Source organism: Flavobacterium eburneipallidum, assembly GCF_027111355.2.
GTDB lineage: Bacteria > Bacteroidota > Bacteroidia > Flavobacteriales > Flavobacteriaceae > Flavobacterium > Flavobacterium eburneipallidum.
Window position 1 is genome coordinate 932,973 of the sequence record NZ_CP114291.2, and the last position, 15,034, is coordinate 948,006.

9 protein-coding genes are annotated in these 15,034 nt (G+C 37.5%); all 9 read left to right on the plus strand.

Annotated features, from left to right (window positions below; all coding sequences use genetic code 11):
• The first annotated feature begins 18 nt into the window (after window positions 1–18).
• The 9 genes from OZP15_RS03890 (at window position 19) to OZP15_RS03930 (ending at window position 14,956) form a co-directional block, all read left to right on the plus strand.
• Window positions 19–2,769, plus strand: coding sequence for a glycoside hydrolase family 78 protein (locus OZP15_RS03890; protein WP_489886132.1), 2,751 nt, complete (start codon window positions 19–21; stop codon window positions 2,767–2,769).
• A gap of 180 nt (window positions 2,770–2,949) precedes the next feature.
• Window positions 2,950–4,374 carry an acetylxylan esterase gene (locus OZP15_RS03895; protein ID WP_281337065.1) on the plus strand — a complete coding sequence of 475 codons (1,425 nt, stop codon included), beginning with the start codon at window positions 2,950–2,952 and terminating at the stop codon, window positions 4,372–4,374.
• A 220-nt stretch (window positions 4,375–4,594) separates the two neighbouring features.
• A complete protein-coding gene (locus OZP15_RS03900) occupies window positions 4,595–7,060 on the plus strand; it encodes a glycoside hydrolase family 95 protein (RefSeq protein WP_281337066.1) in 2,466 nt (821 codons plus the stop codon).
• A gap of 64 nt (window positions 7,061–7,124) precedes the next feature.
• On the plus strand, window positions 7,125–7,667 hold the full coding sequence (locus OZP15_RS03905; RefSeq protein WP_269227190.1) for a hypothetical protein: 543 nt from the start codon (window positions 7,125–7,127) through the stop codon (window positions 7,665–7,667).
• A gap of 76 nt (window positions 7,668–7,743) precedes the next feature.
• A complete protein-coding gene (locus tag OZP15_RS03910) occupies window positions 7,744–8,130 on the plus strand; it encodes a hypothetical protein (protein WP_281337067.1) in 387 nt (128 codons plus the stop codon).
• A gap of 201 nt (window positions 8,131–8,331) precedes the next feature.
• Window positions 8,332–9,900: an MGH1-like glycoside hydrolase domain-containing protein gene (locus tag OZP15_RS03915; protein ID WP_269227192.1), complete on the plus strand. Its 1,569-nt coding sequence runs from the start codon at window positions 8,332–8,334 to the stop codon at window positions 9,898–9,900.
• 49 nt (window positions 9,901–9,949) lie between these two features.
• Window positions 9,950–10,933, plus strand: a complete 984-nt coding sequence (locus tag OZP15_RS03920) for a hypothetical protein (RefSeq protein WP_281337068.1) — start codon at window positions 9,950–9,952, stop codon at window positions 10,931–10,933.
• 112 nt (window positions 10,934–11,045) lie between these two features.
• Window positions 11,046–13,799 (plus strand): glycoside hydrolase family 78 protein, encoded by a 2,754-nt coding sequence (locus OZP15_RS03925; protein WP_269227195.1) that lies wholly within the window; start codon window positions 11,046–11,048, stop codon window positions 13,797–13,799.
• 5 nt (window positions 13,800–13,804) lie between these two features.
• Window positions 13,805–14,956 (plus strand): sialidase family protein, encoded by a 1,152-nt coding sequence (locus OZP15_RS03930; protein WP_281337069.1) that lies wholly within the window; start codon window positions 13,805–13,807, stop codon window positions 14,954–14,956.
• Window positions 14,957–15,034 lie beyond the last annotated feature (78 nt).

Genomic DNA, 15,034 nt, shown 5'->3' on the forward strand with positions numbered 1-15,034 from the left:
GTGGTAAAAAAATAAAGCGTGAAGAATTTAAAAAACATAGTATTCCTCTTTTGTCTTCTGATATCGTTTGTTTCGAACGGACAAATTGCTGTCCAACATTTACGATGCGAAATGACAGAAAATCCATTGGCAGTAAATACTAACCAGCCAAGATTAAGCTGGCAGTTGGTTTCGAAAGAATTTTATGCCTCACAAATAGGTTATCAAATTTTGGTTTCCTCTTCGGAAGAAAATCTAAAAAAGGATAACGGCGATATCTGGAACAGCGGAAGAATAAATTCAGAGAAAAATCTTCAAATTACTTACAGCGGAACTCTGCTAAAAAGCGAAACCAAATATTTTTGGAAAGTCAAAGTCTGGAATCAAAAAGGCAAGGCATCCAATTGGAGCAAAACAGCTTCATTCAGAATGTCGCCTTTAGCATCAGATTTAAATTCAACCTGGATTGGCGCGATTACAAAAGCCGAAAGTCATTTGCCGGAAGGTAGAAATTACCATACAGCGACTTTCAACAGACAGAAAAAAGACGCTTTGATCAATGCTTCGGATTCATTGTCGCGCAGAAGTATTATGTTGCGTAAGCCTTTCGAAGTAAAAAAAGAAATAAAGGAAGCTGTGGTTTACATTTCCGGTTTGGGACATTATGAATTAACGGTTAACGGAAAGAAAATCGGTAACAGCGAGTTTGCGCCTTTATGGACAGATTACGATAAAACGGTTAATTTTAATACGTATGAATTAACTGCGGAAGAACTAAAAAAAGGCGAAAACGTAATTGGTGTTTTGTTAGGAAACGGAATGTACAACACACTTGCTGAACGCTATTCGAAATTCTATGTAAGTTTTGGTCCGCCAACTTTATTTTTCAAAATGAAAGTGATTTATAAAGACGGTTCCGAGGGAATTATAAAATCAGATGCAAGCTGGAAATACAGCAAAAGCCCAATTACGTATAACAGTATTTTTGGAGGCGAAGATTACAATGCCAATCTGGAGCAAAAAGGCTGGAGCAATAAAGATTTTAATGATTCGACCTGGAAAAAAGTAGTTGTTCAGGAAGCGCCAAAAGGAATTTTACGACCACAGACTACAACACCGATTACAATTCAAAAACAATACGAAGTTAAAGAAGCAAAAGAGCTGAAACCTAATTTTTTTGTTTTCAATATGGGACAAAATCTTTCGGGATTTACGACCATAAAAGTCCAAGGAAAAAAAGGGCAGACTGTTCGTGTTTGGGTGGGCGAAAGTTTAAATGAAGACGGAACTGTCGGACAGGGGAAAACCGGAAAACCGTATTATTACGATTACACTTTAAAAGGTGAAGGTGTTGAAGAATGGCAACCGAAATTCAGTTATTACGGTTTTCAATATGTGCAGGTTGAGAACATCAATTACAAAGAAACCAAAGATGAAAATTTGCCAACACTGGTCGATTTAAAATCTAATTTCATTTACAATTCGGCAGGAGAAGCAGGAACTTTTGAATCTTCGAATGACATTTTCAACAAGACACACTTGCTGATTAACAACGCCATCAAAAGTAATTTTCAGAGCGTTTTTACCGATTGTCCGCAGCGTGAAAAATTGGGCTGGATAGAGGAAATTCACTTGAACAGTCCAGGCTTGATGTTCAATTACAATCTGGAAAGTTACATTCCTGCCACAATGCAAAACATTTCGGATTCACAACGCGATAACGGTTTGATCCCAACCATCGTTCCCGAATATGTGGTTTTCGGTGGCGACTTTACCGATTCTCCGGAATGGGGTGTGACTGGCGTAATCCTGCCATGGATGTATTACGAATATTACGGCGACGCTTCGTTAATCGAAAAATATTATCCCGTAATGAAAAAATATGTGGATTATTTAGGAACTAAAGCCACGAACCATATCGTTTCCCACGGATTGGGCGATTGGTATGATTACGGAACACACGCAGCAGGATATTCGAAAAACAGTCCGATTGCACTTTCGGCAACTTCGCATTATTTTTATGGAGCGAGTTTGGTTGCGAAGGCAGCAAAATTGTTGAATAAGTCAGAAGATATTAAGAAGTATGAAAAGCTGACTTCGGATATCAAAAATGCTTTCAACAAAGAATTTTTCAATCCCAAAACCAAGCAATACGGAACCAGCAGTCAGTTCAGTAATGCCGTTCCCGTTTTTATGGATATCGTAGAACCGCAATATAAACAAGCCGTAATGCAGAATTTATTGGCTGACATCAAAGCAAAAGGCGACCGACTGACAACAGGTGATGTTGGAAACCGTTATTTGTTTCAGGCCTTGGCTCGAAATGGCGAAAACGAAACGATGTACAAAATGAACAACCATTACGATGCGCCGGGTTATGGATTTCAGATTAAATTTGGCCTGACAACCTTGACCGAACAATGGGATCCGCGTAAAGGAAATTCGTGGAATCACTTTATGATGGGACAAATCGAAGAATGGTTCTATCAAAGTTTAGCCGGAATTGTACCTGATGAAAAAAATCCGGGATTCAAGCATTTCTTTATTCAGCCGGAAATTGTGGGCGATATGACTTTTGTAAAAGCAACTTATAAATCGATTTACGGAAATATCGCTTCAGCCTGGGAAAAGAAAGACGGAAAATTAATCCTGAAAGTAGAAATTCCTGCCAATACATCGGCGACAATAAAATTGCCGATCGCAAAGAATTCCGAAATAAAAGTCAATGGAAAACCGATTAAAAATTTAAAATTAGGTTCAGGAAAATATACAATTGAATGCAAATTATAAGATTTAAAAATGACTACAACCGCTCCGCAAAGTCTCCGACTTTGAGGATGTATTGTAAGGTCTCCGACCTTCGTTATTGGTATTGAGGTTGTTTCCAAAGGCGGTCGGAGACCGCTGCTCACTACCTCAAAGTCGGAGACTTTGCAGAGCTAAAAAATAATAATTGAAAAAATGAATAGGATGAACATAAAAAATATAGCTTTTACTTTACTCGTTTCAATCTTTACATTGACACTTGCAAACGCACAATGCACATCGGATACGAATTTCAGAAAACCCGTTTCAGAAACGATTCAAAAAATTGGAACCATTTTTAATGTTGCCATAAATGACGACCGTGGTTTATTGAAAGGCAAAGAACTCGATTATGCCGATTGGAGAATCGAACCCGGAAATCTTGCGGTTTCACTGACCAATATTCTGGTGCCTTTCGAATTGATGTATTTCAAACAGCCCGATGGAACCTACATCATCAGAAAATATGAAAACCATAAAGTTTCAGTCGATAAAGGAAAAGAGCGTTTTGATTATCTAACGACTTTATATTCCAATGTTGCCGATTGGGAAAAGCGTAAAAGCGAAATAAAAGCCTGTATGATCACGTCATTTGGTTTGGACAAAGCACCGCCAATGCCCAAATCAAAGCCAATCTTAACGCCAAAAAGAATTTATAAAGATTACAGCGTTGAGAATATCGCGTTAGAAATTCTGCCAGGTGTTTACACTACTGGTTCGATTTACAAACCGTATCCGTTAAACAAAAAATCGGCAATTATCTTGACGCCCGACGGACATTTCGGCGACGGAAGATACAGAAAAGACGAGCAGTATCGTTGTGCGATAATGGCCAAAATGGGCGCGATTGTAGTGAGTTACGATTTATTTGCCTGGGGAGAATCCTTATTGCAATTCCCGGAAGAAACACATCGAAACAGCATTGCATCAACCGTTCAGGTGTTGAGCGGAATCCGATTATTGGATTATCTAGCGACCATAAAAAATGCCGATGTTTCGCGAGTTGGCGTTACCGGCGGTTCCGGCGGAGGTTCGCACACGATGTTTTTGGCCGCTTTAGACAATCGAATCACGGTTTCGGCTCCCGTGGTGATGGTTTCTTCGCATTTTTCGGGCGGTTGTCCGTGTGAGAGCGGTCGCGGAATCCACCTTTGCGGAAACGGAACCAACAATGCCGAAATCTCTGCAATGATGGCGCCAAAACCACAGTTGATTGTTTCCGACGGAAAAGACTGGACGCTCGCAGTTCCCGAATTGGAATTTCCTTTTATCCAAAGAACTTACGAATTGTACGGCAAAAAAAACCTTGTAGAAAATGTCCATTTTGCCAAGGAAGGTCACGATTTTGGCGTTTCAAAACGTATGGCGCTGTACCCGTTTATAGCGAAATATTTAGGTCTGGATTTGAACAAAGTAAAGAACGAAAAAGGCGAAATCGACGAGTCAACCTGTGTGATTGAACCGTATGATAAATTATATGTTTTTGGCAACAAAGTCGAAAATTTACCTAAAAATGCCCTGAAAGACATCAACAAATTATATGAAATGTTCGGAGAAAAAAATCTGAAGATTTATGAGGTTAAGAAGTAAAAAAAGTTAGACACGAATTACACGGATTGATTTTTTTGCACAATATTGTCATTCCGTAGGAATCTCACATTAGTTGCTCACATTTCGAGAGATTCCTTCGGAATGACAAAAGAGGGCTATTGAGATTCGTGATATTTTCAAAACAAATGAATTCGTGTAAATTCGTGAAATTCGTGTCAAAAAAATAATTAGAGTCTTGGCTCAAAAAAATAAATAAATTATGAATTTAAGAAATAAAATTACAGTCCTCTGTTTCGGAATTGTTTCCTTCGCTACAACGGCGCAAACCAACACCGAACTAAAATTGTGGTACGACAAACCCGCAACCATCTGGAACGAAGCTTTGCCTTTGGGTAACGGCCGATTGGGAGCAATGGTTTTTGGAGATCCCGCAGTGGAGCGTTTGCAGTTAAACGAAGAAACCATTTGGGCAGGTTCGCCAAACAGTAATGTACATACGAAGTCTATTGAAGCATTACCAAAAGTAAGACAGCTCGTTTTCGAAGGAAAATTTGATGAAGCACAGGATTTGGCAACCCGTGATATTATGTCGCAAACCAACGATGGAATGCCGTATCAGACTTTCGGAAGCGCTTATATTTCGTTTCTGGGCCATCAAAAATACACCAATTATTACCGTGATTTGGATATCGAAAACGCTACGGCAAAAGTAAAATACACCGTAAATGGAGTAGAATTTACCAGAGAAATTTTGACATCTTTTTCAGATCAGGTGATTGTTGTAAAATTATCGGCAAGTCAGCCGGGACAGATTACGGCAAATGTTTTTATGAACAGCCCGATTGACAAAACCGTTCCTTCGACTGAAGGAAACCAAATTATCCTTTCGGGAATTGGAACTAATTTTGAAAATGTAAAAGGGAAAGTAAAATTCCAAGGACGAATCGAAGCCAAAAATAAAGGCGGAGAAGTTTCAGCAAGCAACGGAATCCTAATCATAAACAAAGCCGATGAGGTAACGCTTTACATTTCGATAGCGACCAATTTCAAAAACTATCAGGACATTACCGAAGATGAAGTAGCGAAAAGCAAATCGTATTTGGAGAAAGCTTTACCGAAAAGTTTCGATGAAATTAAAAAAGCACACGTTGCCTATTATCAAAAATTTTTCAACAGAGTTGCTTTGGATTTAGGTTCAAACGATGCCATCAAGAAACCAACAAACGAAAGAATCCGTGATTTCAAAAATCAATTCGATCCGAAATTAGCGAGTCTGTATTTCCAATTTGGACGTTATTTATTGATTTCGAGTTCACAGCCGGGAGGTCAGCCTGCCAATTTACAGGGAATCTGGAACGATATGGTGACTCCGCCCTGGGATTCTAAATACACAACTAACATCAATGCCGAAATGAATTACTGGCCGGCAGAAGTAACGAACCTTTCGGAAATGCACGAGCCTTTTATCCAAATGGCAAAAGAATTAAGCGTTACTGGAGCAGTAACTGCAAAAACGATGTACAATGCCAACGGCTGGGTCTTGCATCACAACACAGATATTTGGCGCGTAACCGCTCCGGTAGATTCGGCTGCGTCAGGAATGTGGATGACTGGCGGTGCCTGGGTTTCGCAGGATTTGTGGGAACGTTATTTGTACACAGGCGATCTCAATTATTTAAAAGAAATTTATCCGATAATTAAAGGATCAGCAGATTTCTTTTTGGATTTTATGATTACCGATCCAAACACAGGATATTTAGTGGTGGTACCGTCAAGTTCTCCTGAAAACACACACGCAGGCGGAACCGGAAAATCGACTATTGCTTCGGGAACTACGATGGATAATCAGTTGGTTTTTGATTTGTTTTCGAATGTCATTAAAGCATCAAAACTGGTTGCTCCGGATGAAAATTATACTAGAAAATTAAGTGATGCTTTGTCCAAAATGCCTCCAATGAAAATAGGAAAACACAGTCAGTTGCAGGAATGGCAGGACGATTGGGACAACCCGAAAGACAATCACCGACACGTTTCGCATTTGTACGGCTTGTTTCCGAGTAACCAGATTTCGCCAATTAAAACACCTGAATTATTTGAAGGAGCCAAACAATCCTTAATTTACAGAACAGATGAATCGACAGGCTGGTCAATGGGCTGGAAAGTGAATTTATGGGCCAGATTATTAGACGGAAATCACGCCTACAAACTGATTCAGGATCAATTGCATTTGGTAACCGCCGACCAAAGAAAAGGTGGTGGAACCTACCCGAATATGCTCGATGCGCACCAGCCGTTTCAAATTGACGGTAACTTTGGCTGTACTGCCGGAATCGCCGAAATGCTGATGCAGAGTCAGGAAGATGCGATTCATTTATTGCCTGCTTTGCCAACGGTCTGGAAAGACGGAAGCATTAAAGGTTTGGTAACCCGAGGCGGATTTGTAATTGATATGACCTGGAAAAATAATAAAGTTTCAACTTTAAAAGTGTACTCAAAATTAGGAGGAAACTGCCGATTGAAATTGGAAAACACCTTAAAAGCAGATAAAGGAATTGCACTTAAAAAAGCAAAAGGTAAAAACCCGAATCCGTTGTTTTATGATGTTGAAGTAAAAAAACCGATTATTTCAAAAGAAGCAAAATTGCCTAAAGTGCAATTACCGAAGTACAATGAATATGATGTGGAGATGAAAGCGGGGCAGACTTATAGTTTTTCGGCGAATTGATAGTTTAATTATTATACGATGATATTGAATGAACTGAATATTTAATAATTAAAAATGTGAATTAATGGATATATTAAGAGCTTGTTTTTATGCATATAATAGAAAAGTTAATCATTTTGCACAATGTGTTATTTTGATTAATAAAGATGTTTTTAATGTGTCTAAAATTTATAATATTTCAGTTACTCAAGACTATTTTATATGTTCTGAAATAAAGATTGATAAATTAATAGATAAATTATGTGAAAAAGAGACGGGTGATTTTTTAGATGCATATCATCTTGCTAAAAATCAAGGTTTTTCATTTTCAGCTTTTCCTGATGGAGGTAATTTAAATATGAGTTTAATTCAGATACCACGTTTTGGAGAAGTAGATTTTGAAAGAATTATTAATTCAATAGGAGGGAGTAAAATTCCTGAAACAGAAAAAAGAACTCCTGACTTTTACATTAATGATATACTTTTAGAATTGAAAGATTTACAAGAAGATAGCCTTGAAAATAAAGATAGACAAAAAAGTATTGCAAAACTTTTTAAAGATAGAGTTGACTATGCTATTAACATTGATCCTTTGCTTGATTTTGGAGATTTGACATTTGACATTTGATTACCATCGTCTTGTAAAAAACACAATTAAAAATCAATTCAAATCTGCTAGCGATCAAATCAAACAATATAAAAAATTGAATCCTAATTTTAAAAATGCTGGAATTATTATTCTTAACACAGGATTTGAAAGTCTTCCTAATGAATTATTAAAAAAAATGGTTGCTGATATTTTGAATAATGAAACTAAAACAATTGAGTTTGCTTTTCTTTTTTCACAAAAAATGCAAACAAATGGTTGGAATATGGATTCTGTGTTTTTGAGTGAATGGGTTGGGAATGTTCCAAATGAAATTCTAAAATTAAAAGATGAAATGGATGAACTTGTGGAGATAAAAATGATAGAAATGGTGCGTGAAAATAATAGCTCAAAAACAATAGAATCACAAAAACCAATTTCTTTTGAAATAGATAATAAAGTGTTTTTTTGGAATCCTGGGCAGATGAAATTTCCTTGGAAATAAAAATGAGTATTAATTAATTTATTGACTCTAGGTTTCAAAAACCTGTCAGGTCTTAAAACGAATATTGTTTCCGCGTGAGTGATGGCAGTGGAGCTCTTTTTTTGAGAGGCTTTTTTGCCGAACAAAAAAAAGCGGGAACGTACAGCACGACCCGAAGTTTTTCACGAAGGGTCACGCCCAAATAATTAAAATAATTTGAATATGTTACACCAATTTAAATACAAAATAATGGCGATTGTGATCCTGATTTCGGCTTTGAACAGCGGTTGTAAATCGGGTGCGGGGCATTCTAAAAAAGAAACTTCGGTTGTTTTGAAAGCGGATAATTTTAAGCATTATGTAGATTATTTCAACACGATGGAAGATGAGAATATCAAACAAGCCATACCCAATGACAGTGCGTGGGCGTGGATGGAAAAGAATATTCCGTTGTTTGAATGTCCACAGCAGAATTTTGAAGAGATTTATTATTATCGTTGGTGGACGGCTCGAAAACACATCAAGAAAACGCCACTAGGTTTCGGAATAACCGAGTTTTTAGTTGATCGTTCGTATGCCGACAAATACAATTTGATTGCTTGTGCGGTGGGGCATCATATCAATGAATTTCGCTGGGTACACGATCCGCAGTACATTGAACAAGATGTTAAAATATGGTACCGTGGTAATGAAGGAAAACCGATGAACAAATTGTATAAATTCAGCAGTTGGACGGCTGATGCGTTGTACAATCGTTATTTGGTGAATAAGGATGAAAAATTCTTATTGGATATGTACCCCGATATGGTTGCGGATTATGCTGTTTGGGAAAAAGACCGTCAGCGCAAAGATGGTTTGTTTTGGCAACACGATGTAAAGGACGGAATGGAAGAATCGTTGAGTGGCGGGCGAAAAGTACAAAATGCAAGACCAACGATTAACAGTTATATGTATGGAAATGCCGTGGCGATTTCGAAAATGGCATCGATGAAAGGCGACAAAGAAGTGGAAGCTAAATTTAAAGCCAAAGCGGATGTTTTGCAACAATTGGTCGAAACCCGATTATGGAATTCCAAAGACAATTTTTTTGAGACCTTTACCGAAAAAGATACGCTGGCACAGGTTAGAGAAGCAATTGGATTTATTCCGTGGTATTTTAATCTGCCAGAAAAAGACAAAGGTTTTGAAAAAGCCTGGGAGCAGATTAAGGATGAAAAAGGGTTTTCGGCTCCTTTTGGATTGACGACTGCCGAGCGCAGAAGTCCACGTTTTAGAACCCACGGAACCGGAACCTGCGAATGGGACGGAGCGATTTGGCCTTTCGCGAGTTCGCAGACTTTGACTGCTTTGGCCAATGTTCTGAATAATTACAATCAGAATTTCGTTGCGAAAACCGATTATTTCAGGCAAATGGATTTGTATGTGCAGTCGCAATATTACCGTGGAAAGCCATACATAGGGGAATATCTTGACGAAACAACCGGTTATTGGCTGATGGGCGACAAAGAAAGAAGCCGTTATTACAATCATTCGACTTTTAACGATTTGATGATTACGGGACTGGTGGGTTTACGTCCGAGAGCGGATGAAAAGATTGAAGTAAATCCGTTGATTCCACAGGAAAAATGGGATTGGTTTTGTTTGGATAATGTGTTGTATCACGGTAATATCATTACGATTCTTTGGGATAAAACAGGGGAGAAATACAAGAAAGGAAAAGGGTTTAGAATTTTTAAAAATGGTAAGGAAATTGCGGTTTCAGAAAAATTGGAGAAATTAGTGTCGGAATAGAATTATTTGCTTGTTGTCTAGTGTTTTAAGTCGAAAATAGAGAAAAATTATGATAGAACAAATTGTAAAAGATTATAAAAAAGACTTATTTAATTCTCCATCAGAAATAAGAAAAAAGTTAGATTTTTTTAGAGATTTAAGTAAAAAAGGATTGCATAATTTTACTGAAAAAGAAATAGAAGAAATAAAAACTAACTTTATAAAGTTTATAAATATTAATATGACTTTTTGGGTTGATACTTATCCAACAAAATTATTTAGAGTTACAAATAATAAATATTTATATGGAGGTGAAAAAGTAAAATTACAAATTATCGATGATTTGCTCGGACCTCCTTTAAATGAATCATATTACGGAAGATGTAACTTACCAAATGAAAGTGTCTTTTATTCTGCTTTAGATTTTAAAACTGCAATTTGGGAAACAAAGCCAGAAGTTGGAGACTTAATAACTGTAAGTGAATGGCAAATAAAAGATGGCGAGAAATTAAATACTCATAATATATTTAATCCTAATGTTTTCAATTTATCCAAAGAAAGTAAAGATGCATATAAAGCTTGGATTGATTCGAAAAATAAAAGAGACTCGACTTTAGGAGAAATTTTTGAAGATGTAATGCTTTTTTTTACCGAAGAGTTTATGAAAGTTGTTGATAGTGACAAGAAGGAAAATTATTTATTTTCAAGTATTTTATCTTCAAGATTTTTGCAAGCTAAAAATGATGAAAATGGATTTAAAATTGAAGCAATAGTATATCCAAGTGTCAAAATGCAATATGGTTTAACAAATTTAGCAATATCAAATGATTTAGTTTTGAAAAAGTTAAACTTAAATAGCATAACTATATATGAGATTATGGAAACAAACTATGATGAGAAAAATGTTCATAATGATGATTTAATAAAAGTTTCTCCATTAATAATTAAAACAACTGATTTTGATATTATAAACAACAAAATCAATTATGATGAAGATGCCGAATTCAGACAAATGATCGAATTACATCAAAAGTATAGAGAAGATATCAATTAATATACATACAGGAAAGATTGATATTTAAGCAGATTCGCATATTCTCAAATAGTTTAAATTCATTTTATTGATCTGTGATAATCATTCAAATCTGTGGCAAAAAAATAAACTTATGAAAAAATCATTTCTATATACATTAATCCTCATTGCATCGCTCTGTTTTTCTTTGGCGCAAGCCCAAAACAAAATCAGCATCACAAATCTGCAATGCGAAATGCTGAACAATCCGGAAGGAATTGATGTGGTTCAGCCCCGTTTGAGCTGGCAGATAAAGTCGGATGTCAATGATGTAAAACAGACTGCCTATCAAATTATTGTTGCTTCGACTTTGGAAAATCTAAATGCGAACAAAGCCGATTTATGGGATAGCGGAAAAGTAACAAGCAACGAATCTGTAAATATTATTTACAACGGAAAAAAGCTGGGAGACCGACAAAATGCGTTTTGGAAAGTAACTGTTTTTACGAATAAAGGAGAAATTAAATCTACTGAAAATGCCCATTTCAGCATCGGGATTTTAACCTATGCTGACTGGAAATCGACGCGCTGGATTGGCTATGAAAAATTATCAAAAGACGATAGTATTTCCCAGTTTTCCAGATTATCTGCACGCTATTTGCGAAAATGGATTGATTTGAAAAAGCCTGTCAAAAGCGCCAAAGTCTATATTATGGGAATGGGCTTGTATGAGCTGTACATCAACGGAAATAAAATTGGTGACCAAGTTTTGGCACCCGTTCCGACGGATTATACTAAAAATGTAAAATACAATGTTTTTGATGTGACTTTGCAATTGAAAGAAGGTAAAAATATGCTGGGAACGATTTTAGGAAACGGACGATTTTTTGCAATGCGTCAGGATTATAAACCCTATAAAATTAAGTCGTTTGGAATGCCAAAAATGGCTCTGCAGTTGTTTGTAGAATATACCGATGGAACCAAAGACATCATCCGAACTGATGACACCTGGAAATTAACCACTGACGGACCAATTTTGTCCAACAACGAATACGACGGCGAAGAATACGATGCCCGAAAAGAAATGAAAGGTTGGGCTACGACCAATTTTGATGATGCAACCTGGGTAAACGCCAGATACGTTCAGGAACCGGGCGGTTTTTATGAAGCGCAAATGACGCCGAATATGAAAATAATGGGCGAGGTAAAACCAATTTCCATAAAAGCGACTCCGAAAGGAACTTATATTTTGGATATGGGTCAGAATATGGTGGGCTGGTTGCAATTGAAAGTAAAAGGAAAAAGTGGTGACCAAATCACGATGAAATTTGCCGAGTCTTTGCAAAAAGATGGTTCGCTTTACATTGCCAATTTGCGTGATGCCAAAACCACCGATGTTTATACACTAAAAGGCGAAGGCGAAGAAATCTGGGAACCCCGTTTTATATTTCACGGTTTCCGATTTGTAGAAATTTCAGGTTTTCCGACCAAACCAACATTGGATAATTTCGTTGGGAAAGTAGTTTATGACGATATTAAAACCACCGGAACTTTCGAATCTTCGGATGCGACGATGAACCAGATTTTTAAAAATGCGTGGTGGGGAATCAGCGGAAATTACAAAGGAATGCCAATCGACTGTCCACAGCGAAACGAGCGCCAGCCTTGGCTGGGAGACAGAACGACTGGTGCTTATGGCGAAAGTTTTTTATTCGACAACCAGACTTTGTATGCCAAATGGCTGGACGATATCAAATATTCGCAAACACAGGACGGAGGATTACCAGATGTGGCACCAGCTTTTTGGCGTTATTATGGCGACAATGTGACCTGGCCGGGAACCTACATTACGGTGGGCGATATGTTATACCAACAATTTGGCGATGCAGAAGTCATCAAAAAACAATATCCGTCTATGAAAAAATGGATGGTGTATATGGAAGAAAATTATCTTCAAAATGATTTAATGGACAAGGACAAATACGGTGATTGGTGCGTTCCGCCGGAATCATTAGAGTTGATTCGTTCCAAAGATCCTGCCCGTTTAACAGATGGACAATTGTTGTCGAGTGCGTTTTATTATCAGCTTTTGAGCATAATGAAAAAGTTTGCCGTAATCGCAAAAGCCGATGCTGATATTGCTCATTATGATGATTTGACAACAAGAATCAAAAAAGCATTCAATGCCAAATTTTTAAATACCGAAAAAAACTTCTACGCCAATAATACTGTAACGGCAAACGTATTGCCTTTGGCTTTCGGGATGGTTCCTGAAAATCTAATAGACAAGGTTTTTCAAAATATGGTTCACGAAGTTGAGGTTACTAAAAATGGTCATATCAGCACAGGCGTAATCGGAACACAATTTTTGATGCGAACGCTTACGAACTTCGGAAGAGGGGATTTGGCTTTCAAACTGGCTTCCAACAAAACCTATCCAAGTTGGGGTTATATGGTGGAAAACGGAGCCACCACCATTTGGGAATTATGGAATGGAAACACCGCCGATCCCACAATGAATTCGCAAAATCACGTGATGCTTTTGGGCGATTTACTGATTTGGTACTACGAAAATATGGCGGGAATCAAGAGCAATCCCGAAACTCCGGGTTTCAAACAAATCATTATGAAACCTGATTTCAATGCGGGACTGACTTTTGTAAATGCCTCTTACGAATCGGTTTATGGTTTGATTAAAAGTGACTGGAAGAAAAACAAAACCAATTTAGTTTGGAAAATTACCATTCCTGCTAATTCATCTGCACTCGTTTATTTGCCAACAGCGAATGCTTCGGATGTAAAAGTAAACAAGGAAAAAGTATCGAAAAACCATAAAATTGAAAATAATAAATTGGTACTTGAATTGCCTTCAGGAACCTATGAATTGAATGTAAATAATATAAAATAACAATAATGAGAATTTTAAAGACAACTAGCCTTTTACTTTTAACCGTACTACTTTTGGGAAGCTGTAAATCGGCTTTGGAGAAAAAGACCTGGAAAGAAGGAATCTTGGTAGATCAATTTGTATATGATAAAGCACCTTATCCGTCTTGCCACTCCATAACAATTGTGGAAGCGACGAACGGAGATTTAGTTTCGGCCTGGTTTGGAGGATCACACGAAAGACATCCGGATGTTTGTATTTATTCGGCAATAAAACCAAAGGGAAGTGATAAATGGGGCGAAGCAACTAAAGTAGCAGATGGCGTGATGAAAGACGGAACAAGATTTCCGACCTGGAATCCAGTTTTATACCAAATTCCGGATGGCGATTTGATGTTGTTTTACAAAATAGGGCCAAAACCATCCGAGTGGTGGGGCGTTTACAGAACTTCTTCTGATGGAGGAAAAACCTGGTCTGACAAGATTGATATGCCGAGTAAAGATTTCTTGGGCCCCATCAAAAACAAACCAGTATTGTTGAGCAACGGAACATTGTTGCTTCCGTCAAGTACCGAAGGAAATGGCTGGCATTTGCGTATGGAATCCACTCCGGACTTTGGAAAAACCTGGGTTATGGGCGACACGATTTCAAGAGGAAAACAAAAAATCAATGCCATTCAGCCCAGTATTCTGTTCCACAAAGACGGACGTATTCAAGCCATTGGAAGAACGAGAAACAGGGCTATTTTCAGCACTTTTTCGAAAGACAACGGAAAAACCTGGTCGGATGTGGAACTAATTGGTTTGCCAAACAACAACTCCGGAACCGATGCGGTAACATTGAAAAACGGAAAACACTTATTGGTTTACAACCACGTTTTGCCTCCGGGAACAGAAGCCAAAGGACCAAGAACACCATTGAATGTTTCCATTTCCGACGATGGAATCAATTGGAATGCAGCATTAGTTTTGGAAGATTCAAAAATCAGTCAGTATTCGTATCCATCGATGATTCAAAGTAAGGACGGAATGGTGCACATCGTTTACACTTGGAGAAGAGAAAAACTGAAATATGTAAAAATCGATCCAAGAAAATTAGTGGCTCTTCCAATTAAAAACGGAATCTGGCCTGGACAAGAAAATGTTGAAGTGAAAGCCGTTAAAGCGGAAGAAGAGTAAATAGTTTAAACCATATAAGTCATATAAGTTTCATTTAAGCTTTTTCTAAATAAGCTAACTTATATGTTTCTTATATGT